Source organism: Cognataquiflexum rubidum, assembly GCF_022538115.1.
GTDB classification, from domain to species: domain Bacteria; phylum Bacteroidota; class Bacteroidia; order Cytophagales; family Cyclobacteriaceae; genus Cognataquiflexum; species Cognataquiflexum rubidum.
On record NZ_JAKZAL010000008.1, the window covers coordinates 17,707 to 32,273 of the forward strand.

Genomic DNA, 14,567 nt, shown 5'->3' on the forward strand with positions numbered 1-14,567 from the left:
TGTCTCAAGTTTATGGATCTTGTCCAAATATTTATTCAAAAAAAATCGATTCATGGAAAAACATGGAAAACCAACCACTTAAAAAAATAAGGTTTTGGTGCTTTCCTATTTACATATACTTTAAGCCGCCTTAACAAAGCAAAATTTAAACTCTAAAATATTGGACCCAAATTTAAGCCACAATCCACATAACCGTGCCATTCTACTCCGCCTATTTGGTGAACTGGATGACGAATTGTTGACACAAATACTTGAAAAAGGCAAAGTCCTGGAACTGGACACAGGGTCATTTCTTTTCCATCAAGGGGATAAGGACAATTCACTTTACATAGTATTGTCGGGCAGATTCCGGGCACTTGCCGAGCAGAGTGACGGGACTTTGCATGCACTTGGGGATATAGGAGAGGGGGAACCGATAGGTGAATTTGCGCTTTTTATGGCAGAACCCAGATCTGCATCCGTAGTCGCCATCCGAAAGTCCATCGCATTGGAACTGAAGGAAAATGAATACCTTAAAATAGTAGCTAACCACCCGGCTTTCTCTACCAAGCTAACCCGATTTGTAGTCAATAGGCTCCGAAGAAACAGTTTACAAAAGCATCTTGAGACATCTGCCAAGAATATTGCCGTCATCAATCTTCAATCAGAAAATGATATCTCAGAATATACTGAAGCGATCAAGGTGCAGTTTGAGTCACTGAATGTGAGCATTCAGATTTTGGACCATGATTCACATGCCAATCTGGAATTGCAGACCATGTATGATACCTTGGAGCAACATGAGGGATTGAATTTTTTAGTGAGTACAGATGAGGATTTGGCTTGGTCCCGCCAATGCATCATCTACGCTGATTTGATTGTCATGGCAGCAGACTTTTATGCAGATAGCAGCTTGCAGGAAATTGAAAGGCAATTGGATTTATATTCGAATAATATCCTCAATAAGAAAATCTATCTTTTACTCCTTCATCCCGAAGATGCTAAATTTCCTCAAAACACCAGAAGATGGTTTGAAAACAGAAAAATAGACCTACACATCCACTACCGTAAAAATCACGGACCGGATATCAGGCGTTTTGCAAGGATTCTTGCAAACAAAGCCATTGGACTGGTTCTTGGAGGTGGTGGAGCAAAAGGATTTGCGCATTTGGGTGCTATTCTTGCACTTTATGAAGAAGGATTGGAAATCGACTTTTTGGGCGGTACCAGTGCAGGAGCCCTTTATGGACTCACGGCTTCATTTTCGGATTTTGACAAGGACAAAATAAACCATTATAGCAGGGAATCTGCTGAAAGCAAACTTACCTCCAATGATTTCACCATTCCTTTATTATCCATCATGTCAGGAAAAAAAATGAGCAACTACGTGAAGAAAATGATGGGTGACACTTATTTGGAGGATTTTTGGGTGGGGAGTTATTGCGTTTCAACAAACTATTCCAATTCCACTATCAAAATTCATGAAAGAGGACTCGCACGAAAACAAATTGAAGCGAGTATCGCGATTCCGGGAATTTACCCCCCTGTGGTCATTGACAATCAACTCCACGTGGACGGTGGGGTTGTAGACAATCTTCCCATCGAGACTATGTACAAATATCCTGTCCAGCATATCATTGCGATTTCCCTCAGCCAACTGAGAACCCAAGAGGTGGATTTTGATGAAACCCCCACAGCGTCAAAGCTCATTTGGAATAAAATCACCGGAAAGAAAAAATACCGAATTCCGGGCATTAGCTCTATTCTGGTCAATTCCCTTACTTTAAATAGCAGGCAAAAACAGGAAATGACAAAATCCGGCGTGGCAATTTATCTCGAAATGGAACTCAAAGGAATTGGGATGCTGGACGATACCAAGTGGAAGGAAATTGTCAAAAAGGGTCATGATCAGATGAAAGACGCATTGGATAATTTTCCTGACGAAAAGAAATTTTGGTAAGTAAAAATTGGCGATATTGTTTTTCTAATACCTAAAAAAAACATTAGATAGGCTGGTTTGATGCAAATTAAATTTCGCCTTTCCCTTGTGAATTTGTTGCAAAGAAATCAAAATAGGACAGGTAAATAAATCATTTTGATTTTGGATATGAATTCTATGATGTAAATGGAAAGACATACAGATTTTAAGTTTTACCTTCTAATTCTTTTATAATTTACACTACTTGCTTTTGGACCTATTTATCGCATCTCCTCATACAAAAAAAAGATTCATCTCCATATTCTGTCAAAAAACCTTCTTTACTATGGCCAAACGGAGAAAACACACAATATGTGAAACAGTTTTTCCAAATAATTTACTTTTTTAGCAAAAATCCACATAAATTAAAAAAAATAAAATCGATGGCAATGAAAAATAATTTTGATGATCATTACCGAGAACTCCTTAGCAATCTTTTTGGGGAGATGGAAGAAAAGAGCCTTAGGCAAATTTTTGAAGGAGGCATAAAAACAGAGCTTGACGCAGGCGAGTATTTGTTCAGGCAGGGAGATTGCGAAAATGATCTATATGTTGTTTTATCGGGCAGATTAAGGGCAATCAACGAGGAAAAGTCCGGTATTACGATTTTAGGCGATATTGGCGAAGGTGAACCTGTGGGTGAACTTGCTCTTTTTACAGATGAGCCTAGAATGGCGGCTGTACTGGCGATCCGAAAATCAGTGGTATTGAAAATCAGCAAAGCAGAATATCATGCTGTAGTTGCCAAAAACCCTCACTTTGCTTCGGCATTGACAAAGTTTGTGATCAACAGAATGCGCAGAAATGTACTGGAACAAAAGGTTGAAGCCATTCCAAAAAATATTGTTTTCATTCAACTCCAGGAAGAGTTTGATCTTAGCCCATGGATAGATGAAATAAAAATTAACCTGGAAGCCCTTTCTATTCAGGCACAGGTACTGGATAGGGCTTTTAAGAAAAATGATGGTTCCTCACCTGCCTTGGAACTTATGGAATCCCATAATGGAGTCAATTTATTGGTGTGTAGCGGCAAAGATTCAGAATGGACGAAACAATGCCTGCTATATGCGGATTTGATCATTCTGGCCTCGGATTTTTATGCAGAGGCTAATCTCTATGATATAGAAAAGAATCATAAGCTTTATGAAAATAACATACTAAACAGGAAAAAATACTTGTTGCTATTGCACCCTGAAAATAGCCCTGTCCCTGAAAATACTGCCCGGTGGTTCAAAAACAGAAATATCCATTTACATATTCATGCAAGGAAAAACAACATCATGGATATGAGGAGGATTTGCAGGATAATCACGAATCAGGCTGTGGGTTTGGTCCTCGGGGGTAGCGGCTCAAAAGGTTACGCCCATACAGGGGCAGTGAAGGCCCTTTTAAAAGCAGGTGTTGAATTTGATTTTCTCGGAGGTTCAAGTGCCGGAGCTCTGTATGGAATCAGTATGGCATATTCTGGTTTTGATTTTGATAAAATCAATGACATCTGTGAAAAATCAACTTCTGAAGAATTTGGAATAAATGACTTTTTCCTAACCTTTCTTTCCAAAAACAGTGGGAAAAAAATCGGTGAATTTTCACGAAAAATCTTCAAAGAGACAAACTTGGAAGACCTTTGGATCACTTCATACTGTGTTTCTACAGATATGTCCAAAAATGAAGTCAAAATCCATAATACCGGATTAGTCTGGCAACAGATTCAGGAAAGTTTTTCATCTCCCGGAATCTTTCCTCCTGTGGTGGTCGAAAATCAGATTTACGTAGATGGTGGGTTATCTGAAAATATTCCAATAGACCCCATGTATCGGTATCCTGTAAAACATATCATTGCGGTTTCCCTGACAGGTTCAGAACCGGAAAAAATTGATTTAAACAATCTTCCTTCTGTATGGGATCAAATCAAAGGAAAGTTTATGAAGAAATCACGGCAGGACAACCCTGTTGCAACAACTGTAATGTTAAACTCAATGACCTTCAATCCAAGACAGCGTGAGGAAATCAACAAATCAAAAGTATCACTCTATTTTGAAATCAACTTGAGGGCAGTAAGCCTGTTGGATGATGCCAATTGGAAAAGAGTGGTCAAAAAAGGAAATGATCAAACGATATCCTATCTGGAAAAACTGCCGCTAGAGGAGAAATTCTGGATAAAAAATTCCTAATGACCACTGAATAAGAAATAAAATAGGATTATGATTTTAGAAAATATCATTTCGATTTTCATCATAAACTATCTCCGCAAAAACAGAGAATTAACTGTTGATTTTTCTAAATGGGAGAAGTTGCTCAAGATAGGAATAGGGGTAGGTGCGGCGCTATGTTTTTTTGAAGTTACCCACTTGTTACCCAATTCCTTGCTGGTAATCTTAACAATCATTTTGTTTGGTGGGGTCACTTACCTTTCCTACAGGGTACCGGGTTTTTCTAAAGGAAAATCTTTGGTCTATGCCATTCTGCCATACATGACCATTTCTTTTGCTGGTCAATTGATTGAAATTGTGGGTACTGATTTTTTTGAAAAGATCGAAAATTACTTTGAAGCAGCTGAATTCTTTGCCATACTTTGGGCCTTATCCATTTGGTGGAGCGGAAGAAAACAGAAAAAAGCACTGGAGATAGAACGGCTCAAAGCCTTAGAAAAGGAAAGAGAGTATGAGATTTCTCAAAAACTTAAGGCTGAATTGGAAATTCAAGTCACCGCACGTACTGCCGAACTTACCCGGCAAAAAGAAGAACTTGAAAAAACTTTAACTGAACTGAAGTCCACCCAAAGTCAGCTGATCCACGCTGAGAAAATGGCTTCATTGGGAGAACTGACTGCAGGAATCGCCCATGAGATCCAAAACCCGCTGAATTTTGTCAATAACTTTTCCGAAGTCAGTGAAGAGCTGCTTCAGGAACTTCAGGAGGAGTTGGACAAAGGAGATCTTGAAGAAGCCAAAGCCATTTCTCAGGATGTCATCGAAAACCTCAAAAAAATCCATCACCACGGCAAGAGAGCTGACGGCATTGTCAAAGGGATGCTGCAGCACAGCAGGACAGGATCCGGGCAAAAGGAACCGACTGATATCAATGAATTGGCAGATGAATTCTTAAGGTTGTCCTACCATGGATTGCGGGCAAAAGACAAAACCTTCAATGCTGGTTTTAAAATGGATTTTGATCCGGCTTTGCCAAAAGTGAACATCGTTCCTCAGGATATTGGTCGGGTCTTCCTTAACCTAATAAACAACGCATTCTACGCCTGTGGAAATTCAGAATACAGAAAACACCATTCAGATTTAAAACCTATGGTAACTGTTTCTACCAAAAAACTTGGTTCAAAAGTACAAATCACTGTCTCAGATAATGGCCCCGGCATACCTGAGGATATAAGAGAAAAAATATTCCAACCATTCTTTACCACCAAACCCACCGGCCAAGGAACAGGATTGGGACTATCATTGAGCTATGATATCATCAAAGCCCATGGAGGTGAAATTAAAATTAAATCCGAAAAGGGAAAGGGAACTGAGTTTATCATCGAATTGCCTATTTAGCCCTTGATTTTCAGGCATCTTCAGAAAAACTGTGGTGATCAACAATGGAGTACCAACAAACTCAATTTTGATCTAAAAATTATCAACTTTCCAAATATCAAATAGAATACGTATTTTACAATTTATATTGATATAGGTTTCAATTCATGGAAAAACCAACCATACCCAATAAAGGAATAAAAAAAATTCAAGTCATTTTTGTTTCTTTCATAATTTATCTGGTTTTAATTCCTAAACATGGGGTTGCCCAGTCGAATGATAGTTCCGTAAACTCAACCCTAAGTTTATACTGGTGGATTTTTACATTTATTCTCATTGTATTTTTTGTTGTAGGGTATATTATTTATAAGGTTCAAATTAAGAAATCCATAGCCAAAGAAAAGGAAGTGTGGCGTTTGCAACAACTGACTTTGGAAAATGAAATAAAGGCTATTATGGAAAACCTGAAAGCAGCACAGGAACAGTTGATCCAACAGGAGAAGCTGGCGAGCTTGGGACAGTTGACTGCAGGCATAGCCCACGAGATCAAAAACCCACTGAATTTCGTAAACAATTTCTCAGAGCTAAGCATGGAGTACGTGGATGAGATCTACGAATCCGTTGAAAAATTAGATCAGAACGAAACCACTTCGGACATAAAATCCCTATTGGGTGATGTCAGGGGCAACCTGGCAAAAATCTTCCAACATGGTTCAAGGGCTGACGGCATAGTCAGGTCCATGTTGATGCATTCCCGTGGGGGGAAGGGCATTAAAGAACCGACCGATCTGAATGAGTTGATCAAGGAATATGTGAATTTGGCTTTTCATGGTATGCGGGCAAGCAAGAATCCAATCAACGTAGACATCAAAGTCCAGTTGGAGGAAGAGCTTCCCAAAGTCATGCTCAATCCTGAGGATTTCAGTAGGGTGATTTTGAACTTGTGTAAAAACGCCTTTGATGCCATGCGTGACAAAACAGAACTGCTTGGAAAAGATTACCTCCCCAAACTTTCTGTCAATACCAAAAACCTGGAAGACAGTGTGATGGTTGTCGTAGAGGACAATGGCCCAGGAGTACCGGAAGACATCAGGGATAAATTGTTGATGCCTTTCTTTACCACCAAAAAAGGGACGGAAGGAACCGGCCTTGGACTCAGTATTACGCATGATATTATCAAGGACCACGAAGGTGTTTTGGAAATAGACTCTATCGTGGGAGATTACACCAGATTTATACTATTAATACCTAAGACCCTGTAAATATTGTTTTTATGAAAATACTGATTGTCGACGATGAAAAAGATGTGGAGATGCTTTTTCGCCAAAAATTCCGAAAAGAAACCAGGTCAGGCAACCTTGAATTGATTTTTGCCTTTTCGGGTGCAGAGGCCTTGACTATCTTGGGTGAATCTGATCCGCCAAGTGTGGTCTACGTTTTCTCGGATATCAACATGCCGGGCATGACAGGATTGGAGCTTCTTGATCAGGTAAAAAAGAAATTTCCTCAGATTAGCGTGAGTATGATTTCAGCTTATGGTGACAGTGACAACTATAATAAGGCTATCAAATCAGGAGCGAAGGAATTTTTCACCAAACCGATTGATTTTGATTCCCTGCGCAAAGAGATTTTGGATTTGATTAACACGTAACATTTTGATTGAGTGATTATGGCAAAGATTTTAGTAGTAGATGATGAGGCCGATTTGGAGATATTGATAAGGCAGAAGTTCAGGCAAAAAATCCGTGAAAATGAATATGAATTTGTTTTTGCAATGAACGGAAGGCATGCCCTCGAGCAACTTATCGAGCACAAGGACGTGGACATGGTGCTGAGCGATATCAATATGCCTGAAATGGACGGATTGACTTTGCTTACAAGATTGAATGAAAACAACTCTCTTTTGAAGTCCGTGATAGTGTCCGCCTATGGCGATATGGACAACATCAGGATTGCCATGAACCGTGGAGCTTTTGATTTTGTGACAAAACCGGTGAATTTTACAGACCTTGAAATCACCATAGACAAAACCATCAAGCATGTCAAAGGCATCAAAGAAACCTTAAAAGCAATCAAGGAAAACAACATTCTCAAAATGTATGTGGATGAAACGGTCCTCAATTTTATGGTGGGCAAAGAGATGGAATCTTCCTTCTTTGACAATGAAATCGTAGACGGGACAGTTGCATTTATCGACATCTGCGGATTCACAGCAATCAGTGAAAACGAACCTGCCGACTTGGTTGTCAATATGTTAAATGCCTATTTTGACATCATGGTGCAAGAAATCATCAGTGAAAACGGTGTGGTTGACAAATTTATGGGAGATGCAGTTTTGGCGACTTTTAAAGGCGAAAAGCACCTTGAAAGAGCTCTTCGGGCATGTTCGTCGATCAGGGCAAAAATCCATGAAGCCAAAATTGGAATAGAGTCGGGGACCTATAAGCCTGATGTTTCCATTGGAATCAATACGGGAGACATGGTTTGGGGTAATATTGGTTCGGCCACACTCAAACGGCTGGATTATACTGTTATTGGTGATACAGTAAATGTGGCAGCTAGACTTCAGGCCGCAGCAAACAGGGGACAGATTTTGGTCAGCGAATCTTGTTATGAAGCTGCAAAAAATTCATTTCACTTTGAAAAAGTCGGTTCGTTCGATTTGAAGAACAGGGAAAAGTCTGTTTTGACTTATGAAGTCTTACCGTAAAATAACTTCACTTCATAAATGACTTTTAACACTTCATTTTTTGTCATAAATGGATTTAAAGGAAGGGAAAGGATGGAGGATGCTAGTTTTTCAGCATTTGGAAAACGGTCATTTGAATGATAAGGAACCATTTTTGGTAGGATGGTAGGGTAATGAATTGAGGTTTGGATTCCTTTTTGTTGTAAATGATGTTTCAATTCGGACCGGAAAGCGGTTTGAATTACAAAAAGATGGGCGTTATGATCTGAATCCAAAATGGAATATGGTAAAATCAAATCGCCGGTTTCGGAAAGATGATCGAGGTAAATGGCTGCTAGGTATTTTCTTTTTTCCTGCCATTTTTTGAAATATTCTAGCTTGATGTTCAAAAAACCTGCCTGAATGCTGTCTATTCTTGCATTCCTTCCAACGATTTCATGTTGGTCTCTGACCGGCTGACCATGGTTGATCAACATATTGATTTTTATAGAAAGGTCTTTATCAGAAGTGGACAAGGCACCTGCCTCTCCCAATGCCCCAAGATTTTTGGTTGGATAAAAACTAAAACATCCAACATCGCCCCAACAACCTGCGCTTTTTCCATCTTGAATTGCGCCAAACCCTTGTGCATTGTCTTCGATAACCTTAATCCCTTTGGGTCTAGCCCAATCGATAAGATGCTTCATTTCCACCATTTTCCCATAGAGGTGGACAGGAATTACAGCTTTTGTATTTGGACTAACTTTATCCAAAAGATTCAAATCCATTAATCCTGAAGGATCTGTATCTATAAAAACAGGCTTAGCACCCACTAATTTTACTGCCTCTGCTGTAGAAACCCATGTCAAGGCCGGTACGATCACCTCATCGCCATTTCCGATTTCTAAAGCCCTGAGGGCGATTTCTAAGGCATCGGTTCCGTTTGAACAAGGGCTAACAAGTGCCTCTGTACCCAAAAAATTCCCAAAGTTCTTGGCAAATAATTCTACCTCTTCTCCTCCGGAAAAAATCCCCTTGGAAAGCATTTCGGAAAACTTCCGCTCCAATGCTGTTTTTAATTCCTGGTCTGCCAAACTCAAGTCAAGAAAGGGGATCGGTACATTCATCTAAGAGATTGGAAAGTTGAAGTGTGAGGTTTTTTCTCGAATATTTATCGATGGAATCAGAGGGACCAAAGTCAGATTTGGGATTGAAATTGTGAAGGAAATTTTTGATTCCCTGGAGATCGGTATGCGAATATACCTGTCCTGAACCCGAGTCATCCAAAATTCGGGCACTGTCACCTTGAGGATCTCCCAAGGCAATAATTGGTCGCCCTGTGGCAATATATTCAAACAATTTTCCGGGAATATTGCCCTGCGCATTTTTGGTGTCCGTCAATATCAGTAAGAGCAAATGTGCTTTTTGGTAATAAGAAAATACGGCTTCATGCGGGACATATCCCTCTAGTTTTACATGACTTTGAAACCAGGAATCTGATTCGATCAGGGTTTTTACATTTTCAGAAACCTTACCGACGAAACGTAAAGTGACTTTTTTAGAAGCATTTTCAAACACTTCTTTCAATGCATTTAAAAAAGGAATAGGATTTCGGATCGCATCAATGACACCGGTGTAAAGGATTTCTATACTTTCCTCTGAGGGCTTGAGAGCTGACCAATTTTCCGGCAAATCAGCTGTGTCAAAACCGTTTGTCAACAAATGGATTTGTCTACCTGAAAGGACTTCAAAGTCTTTTTGAAAAGTGGGACTGATGGTGATGATGGCATCAGCCTTGTGTAGTACATCTTTTTCCAATGATTCGTGCCGCCGACGCACCCAATCAAGCATGGGAAGAGTATCCAAAAACTCCCATCTAGACCAAGGATCTCTAAAGTCAGCTAGCCAAGTAATGCCGGTTTTTCTTTTGAGTTCCAACCCAATCAAATGTATACTATGGGGTGGGCCTGTGGTAATGATGGCTTCAAACTGTCCTTTTTCAATCAAATCAGTCAAAAACTCCACGGAAGGTTTTACCCAGAATTTTCTTGGATCTGGGATCAAAGCATTTGCCCTGAGCCAAATCCCGGCCTTATCAGTGATGGACTTTTTCTTTTTTTCAAGGACTTTGGCTGTATCGGTGAGGGTTTCTTTCTTTAATTTCCGAAATATCCCATAAGGTTCCCAAATCGGAAATTTCAACACCTCTAAGGACGGACTGATTTCTTTCATCAGACTTTCATCCTTAAGTTCAAAATCCGGATTTTCGGGAGTAAAAATGACAGGCTCCCAACCAGATTCCGGTAAGTATTTGGCAAACTTCAACCATCGCTGTACGCCCGAACCGGCAGAGGGCGGCCAATAATAAGTGATGATCAGAACCCGCTTAGACATTTGTACAGTTGACAGTGTTCAGTTTATAGTGAACAGTTTGGAGAATTTTGGAAAACAGGTTCCATGGATAATTTTTAACCCTTCTTCCCATTTTTACCATAATTGATGAATGTCCGCTTTGAAATATTTGTCATAGATTTTTCTGACAGCATCCATATCCTTGGAGGAAATTTCGGGTAATCCTGAAGCGTTGACATTGGAAATCACCTGATCAATTTTGGATGCTCCGGGAATTACTGTACTTACTTCGGGAAACATCAATACCCATCGGATAGCCCATGCTGCCAAAGATTCCTTGCCATGGAAAATTTCCTTTAATTTTTGAACTGCAATTAGACCTTTTTCATAATCTACGCCGGAAAAAGTTTCTCCTTTATCAAAAGCTTCTCCCTGCCTATTGAACAGGCGGTGATCTTCCTTTGAAAAAATGGTGTCAGCAGTCAGTTTTCCTGTCAGGAGACCGCTCGCCAATGGGACGCGGGCAATAATTCCAAACTTATCAATATCAGGATGGGAGAATAATGTTTCCGAAGGTTTCAGCCTGAACATATTGAAAATAACCTGAATGGAGGATACTATTTCATATTTCATAGCAGCCAAGGCTTCATCGACTGTTTCCAGGCTGACGCCCATGGCATGGATTTTTCCTTCTTCCTTCAATTTTTCAAAAAGTCCAAAAATTTCATCCCTCCTGTATACGGGAGTTGGTGGACAGTGAAGTTGGATCAGGTCAATCGTTTCCAAACCTGTATTGCGAAGCGACGCTTCTACAAATGCCCTCAGTTTTTCGGGGGTATATCCCTCATTGACATGAGGTTGAATTTGCCTTCCGCATTTGGTGGCAATATATATTCTCTCGGTACTTTCTCTTAGGGCTTTTCCTACCGCAGCTTCGCTTAATCCGCCATCATAGACATCCGCTGTATCTATGAAGTTGATTCCCCGGTCGATCGCGGCGTGGATAATTCTATTCGCTAATTTGTCATCAAAGGGTTTTCCCCAGCCTCCTCCGACTTGCCAAGTGCCCAAGGAAATTTCCGATACGGACCAACCAGTTTTCCCAAGTTTTCTATAATTCATCTTGATTTGTTTATTTTGGCAGTCAATTTCAGGAAGCAATTTAAATTTTTATCTTTAAACCTTTAAATTACCATTATGAATTCCAGAAGAAAATTTCTCCAAACCTTAACCGTTGCCGGTGCGGCAGCAACTTTACCAATTTCACTCATGGCAGAACAAGCAGAAAAACAAAAAATGATCCACCAGGTATTTTTCTGGTTAAAAGAAGGCGTCGATACCAAAGATTTTATGAAAGAAGCCTCAGTACTAGGGAAGTGCAAAACAGTAGATAGTTTCTATATGGGTGTTCCGGCACCAACAGAAGCAAGATCTGTAGTAGACCACAGTTATTCGGTAGCTTGCACATTATTTTTTAAGAGCATAGAGGATCAGGATTATTACCAAACAGATCCCATGCACCTTGCTTTTATTGAAAAAAACTCAAACAAGTGGGCCAGCGTAAAGGTTTATGACTTTGTGATTTAAACCATTTTGGTCCTAAATTACGTATATCGAAGAAATCACCTTAATCAAGCGTATGTTAAAGTTAAGATTATCCGTTTTGGGCATGCTGATGACCTCAGCCATCTTGTTCCTTTCCTGTAACCCTGAGGAAGAACAAGTCCCCGTTGTAGTTGAAGACACTGTCAAGAAAGCAATTTTCGATGCCATGAAGGAATGGTATTATTGGGAAGGCGAGTTGCCGCAGACTTTGGATGTGACAAAATTCGCTTCCAACCAAGCGGTTCTGGACGAGTTGATGTTCGAACCATTAGACAGGTGGTCTTACCTGACTACCAAGGCTGAGTTTGATGCGGCATTTACAGGTCAAGTCTCAGGGGTACATGGATTCAGTTTTGCTTTCGATAAAGACGAAAAATTATTCGTTGCTTTCGTTTACGACGAAGGTCCTGCGGGCAAAGACGGTTGGAAAAGAGGTTGGCAGATTGTGGAAATCAACAGTAAACCTATTGCTGACTACAAAACCAGTACAGGAAGTTATTCATTTAATCTTGGAGCCAATCAGATAGGAGTGACCAACACCTTCAAATTCAGGTTGCCTGATGGCACTGAAACTACCCGTACTATCCAAAAAGCCGCTTTTCAGACCAATTCTGTACTATACAAAAATGTATATGAGGTTGGGTCAAAAAAAGTAGGACATTGGGTATATCAAAGTTTTAAAGCAACAGCAGGACTCAGCCCGACAAGAAGTCAGGAAGTAGAGGATTTGTTCAACTACTTTATTGCCGAAGGTATCAATGAATTGATTATTGACCTTAGGTATAATGGAGGGGGATCAGTGAATGTCACAGAGCAGATTTTGAATTACCTCGCTCCTGCCAGAATAAATGGCAGGGTGATGTACACCAACAGATACAATGGTAATAAATTTTCAAATAACCGTACAGTAAATTTTGCCAAAAAAGGAAATCTTGAACTTGATAGGATTGTTTTTATAACCTCAAGAGGCTCAGCATCTGCTTCAGAGTTATTGGTTAATTGCCTAGAACCTTACATGGACTTGGTTTTGATAGGTGATAATACCTATGGAAAACCCGTTGGAGCTTTTCCTTTGTCAAGTTTCAATCGAATTTTGAGCAGCAATAACGTGGAGTTGGTTCCGATTACCTTTGCTATTGCCAATTCAGAGGGTAGGGCAGAATACTTTGACGGATTTCCTGTCAATTTTGCCGTAGGAGATGATCCGGCCAGAAATTGGGATGATAGGGAAGAAATGAGGTTGAAGGCTGCTTTGGAATTTATCCAAAACGGTAGTGTGAGTGCTAGAATGAGGGATACTTCTTTCCAACCAAAATGGGAAATGATCGATGCATTTGAGGGTTTGATGAAGGAGTTTCCGATGTATTAATCTTCAAAAGTTTCTATAGTTGATAAACAATAAAAGCGGCAATTTGGCCGCTTTTGTCATTTAAGAAGGGTTGGTTTATTATCTTTTTTTTTCCGATTGCTTTTTCTTGGGTTTAAACATCCAGCTTCTACCTGGATGTTTTAGAGGCAAGGAAATTGGCAGTTTCATCAACCAAATTATTATGACCTGATTTCAATACATATAGGGAAATATGTGGGATTTTGGAATTGAATCGGCTTAAGTTTTCAGTTGTGACCATTTTATCATATTCACCCGTGAACAATGAAATGGGAGTATGGTTCATCCTGATCATCTTGATGATTTGCCCCAAATCGGGCCGCAACGGCTTGAATACATTCCAAGTAAAATATACCTGAGCTCTCATTGTCCTGGTGCCCATTTGAGATTTGACAAATTTGATTAGGCTACTTTGCAGAAGTCCGAGCCGATGAAAAAAATCCATTGTCCTAAAAAACCTTTCCGGGTGAAATACAACATGCCTGAACAATCGGTTTAGGATGCCGGGAAATGTGGCCATGTTGTACCAAAAGCCTGTTTTGATACCATCAGGCGCCATCAGAAGGAGTGATTTGACGAAATTTGGAAACAACTCATACGTGATCAGACAAAATTTTCCGCCCATGCTGTAACCTACAAGATGGAATTTTTCAAATTTTTCCTTTTCCATCAACAAAACCATGATTTCTCTCCAGATTTCTTTAGTCAATTTTTGTTTTACCGATTTCCAGCTGCTTTGTCCATGATAAAACATGTCAAATACCAAATAGCAGTCATTTTCTTGTTTCAAGGGTAAAAATGAATCGTAAGCTTTCATGTTTTGACCGAAACCATGGAAAAGTAAGTGGATGTTTTCACCACTGCCATGCTTTTTGTACGCCAAATGACCAAAATTGGTCTCAAGAAACTCCATTTTTTAATTAAAACAAAATATAAACAAAGGTAACTTTTGTAAATTATTAATTTTCGAAATTAGGCTTTATTGATATAATATATTGAAAATAATGTAATATCAAAATTAAATATATTATTAAGTTAACATTAATCAATTTATCAAAATATTATTTTAAA

12 protein-coding genes are annotated in these 14,567 nt (G+C 39.6%); 8 read left to right on the top strand and 4 right to left on the bottom strand.

Features of this window, described 5'->3' with window-relative positions; genetic code table 11:
* Positions 1 to 160 precede the first annotated feature (160 nt).
* The 6 genes from MMU05_RS10240 to MMU05_RS10265 all read left to right on the top strand — a co-directional run bounded on the left by MMU05_RS10240 (position 161) and on the right by MMU05_RS10265 (position 8,194).
* The gene (locus MMU05_RS10240) at positions 161 to 1,939 is read left to right on the top strand and encodes a patatin-like phospholipase family protein (RefSeq protein ID WP_241141590.1); all 1,779 of its coding nucleotides are present in this window, start codon (positions 161 to 163) and stop codon (positions 1,937 to 1,939) included.
* 407 nt (positions 1,940 to 2,346) lie between these two features.
* Positions 2,347 to 4,128 carry a cyclic nucleotide-binding and patatin-like phospholipase domain-containing protein gene (locus MMU05_RS10245; protein ID WP_241141591.1) on the top strand — a complete coding sequence of 594 codons (1,782 nt, stop codon included), beginning with the start codon at positions 2,347 to 2,349 and terminating at the stop codon, positions 4,126 to 4,128.
* Positions 4,129 to 4,158: 30 nt separating this feature from the next.
* On the top strand, positions 4,159 to 5,505 hold the full coding sequence (locus MMU05_RS10250) for a sensor histidine kinase (protein WP_241141592.1): 1,347 nt from the start codon (positions 4,159 to 4,161) through the stop codon (positions 5,503 to 5,505).
* Between the two features lie 434 nt (positions 5,506 to 5,939).
* Positions 5,940 to 6,746 (top strand): sensor histidine kinase, encoded by an 807-nt coding sequence (locus MMU05_RS10255; protein ID WP_241141593.1) that lies wholly within the window; start codon positions 5,940 to 5,942, stop codon positions 6,744 to 6,746.
* Positions 6,747 to 6,757: 11 nt separating this feature from the next.
* Entirely contained in the window at positions 6,758 to 7,135 is a 378-nt protein-coding gene (locus tag MMU05_RS10260; protein WP_241141594.1) for a response regulator, read from the top strand.
* Between the two features lie 18 nt (positions 7,136 to 7,153).
* The gene (locus MMU05_RS10265; protein WP_241141595.1) at positions 7,154 to 8,194 is read left to right on the top strand and encodes an adenylate/guanylate cyclase domain-containing protein; all 1,041 of its coding nucleotides are present in this window, start codon (positions 7,154 to 7,156) and stop codon (positions 8,192 to 8,194) included.
* On the opposite strand, the gene MMU05_RS10270 is transcribed toward MMU05_RS10265, so the two are convergent.
* The 3 genes from MMU05_RS10270 to MMU05_RS10280 form a co-directional block, all read right to left on the bottom strand.
* Entirely contained in the window at positions 8,176 to 9,279 is a 1,104-nt protein-coding gene (locus MMU05_RS10270; protein ID WP_241141596.1) for a DegT/DnrJ/EryC1/StrS family aminotransferase, read from the bottom strand. The genes MMU05_RS10265 and MMU05_RS10270 overlap by 19 nt on opposite strands.
* Positions 9,254 to 10,546 (bottom strand): glycosyltransferase family 4 protein, encoded by a 1,293-nt coding sequence (locus tag MMU05_RS10275; RefSeq protein WP_241141597.1) that lies wholly within the window; start codon positions 10,544 to 10,546, stop codon positions 9,254 to 9,256. The genes MMU05_RS10270 and MMU05_RS10275 overlap by 26 nt, the downstream gene beginning before the upstream one ends.
* Before the next feature lie 93 nt (positions 10,547 to 10,639).
* Positions 10,640 to 11,626: an aldo/keto reductase gene (locus tag MMU05_RS10280; RefSeq protein ID WP_241141598.1), complete on the bottom strand. Its 987-nt coding sequence runs from the start codon at positions 11,624 to 11,626 to the stop codon at positions 10,640 to 10,642.
* Between the two features lie 75 nt (positions 11,627 to 11,701).
* Here MMU05_RS10280 and MMU05_RS10285 point away from each other — a divergent pair, with 75 nt between their 5' ends.
* Both MMU05_RS10285 and MMU05_RS10290 read left to right on the top strand, forming a co-directional pair.
* Entirely contained in the window at positions 11,702 to 12,091 is a 390-nt protein-coding gene (locus MMU05_RS10285) for a Dabb family protein (protein WP_241141599.1), read from the top strand.
* A 52-nt stretch (positions 12,092 to 12,143) separates the two neighbouring features.
* Positions 12,144 to 13,478: a S41 family peptidase gene (locus tag MMU05_RS10290; protein WP_241141600.1), complete on the top strand. Its 1,335-nt coding sequence runs from the start codon at positions 12,144 to 12,146 to the stop codon at positions 13,476 to 13,478.
* Between the two features lie 127 nt (positions 13,479 to 13,605).
* Here the strand turns inward: MMU05_RS10290 and MMU05_RS10295 are convergent, their stop codons facing one another.
* Positions 13,606 to 14,409 carry an alpha/beta fold hydrolase gene (locus MMU05_RS10295; RefSeq protein WP_241141601.1) on the bottom strand — a complete coding sequence of 268 codons (804 nt, stop codon included), beginning with the start codon at positions 14,407 to 14,409 and terminating at the stop codon, positions 13,606 to 13,608.
* Between the last annotated feature and the right edge of the window lie 158 nt (positions 14,410 to 14,567).

Bases quoted from the DNA above. Each gene is read 5' to 3' on its own strand.
- MMU05_RS10260 (WP_241141594.1), top strand. From the start codon at position 6,758: ATGAAAATACTGATTGTCGACGATGAAAAAGATGTGGAGATGCTTTTT.
- MMU05_RS10255 (WP_241141593.1), top strand. From the start codon at position 5,940: ATGGAAAACCTGAAAGCAGCACAGGAACAGTTGATCCAACAGGAGAAG.
- MMU05_RS10250 (WP_241141592.1), top strand. From the start codon at position 4,159: ATGATTTTAGAAAATATCATTTCGATTTTCATCATAAACTATCTCCGC.
- MMU05_RS10295 (WP_241141601.1), bottom strand. From the start codon at position 14,409: ATGGAGTTTCTTGAGACCAATTTTGGTCATTTGGCGTACAAAAAGCAT.
- MMU05_RS10285 (WP_241141599.1), top strand. From the start codon at position 11,702: ATGAATTCCAGAAGAAAATTTCTCCAAACCTTAACCGTTGCCGGTGCG.
- MMU05_RS10270 (WP_241141596.1), bottom strand. From the start codon at position 9,279: ATGAATGTACCGATCCCCTTTCTTGACTTGAGTTTGGCAGACCAGGAA.
- MMU05_RS10280 (WP_241141598.1), bottom strand. From the start codon at position 11,626: ATGAATTATAGAAAACTTGGGAAAACTGGTTGGTCCGTATCGGAAATT.
- MMU05_RS10245 (WP_241141591.1), top strand. From the start codon at position 2,347: ATGAAAAATAATTTTGATGATCATTACCGAGAACTCCTTAGCAATCTT.
- MMU05_RS10275 (WP_241141597.1), bottom strand. From the start codon at position 10,546: ATGTCTAAGCGGGTTCTGATCATCACTTATTATTGGCCGCCCTCTGCC.
- MMU05_RS10290 (WP_241141600.1), top strand. From the start codon at position 12,144: ATGTTAAAGTTAAGATTATCCGTTTTGGGCATGCTGATGACCTCAGCC.
- MMU05_RS10265 (WP_241141595.1), top strand. From the start codon at position 7,154: ATGGCAAAGATTTTAGTAGTAGATGATGAGGCCGATTTGGAGATATTG.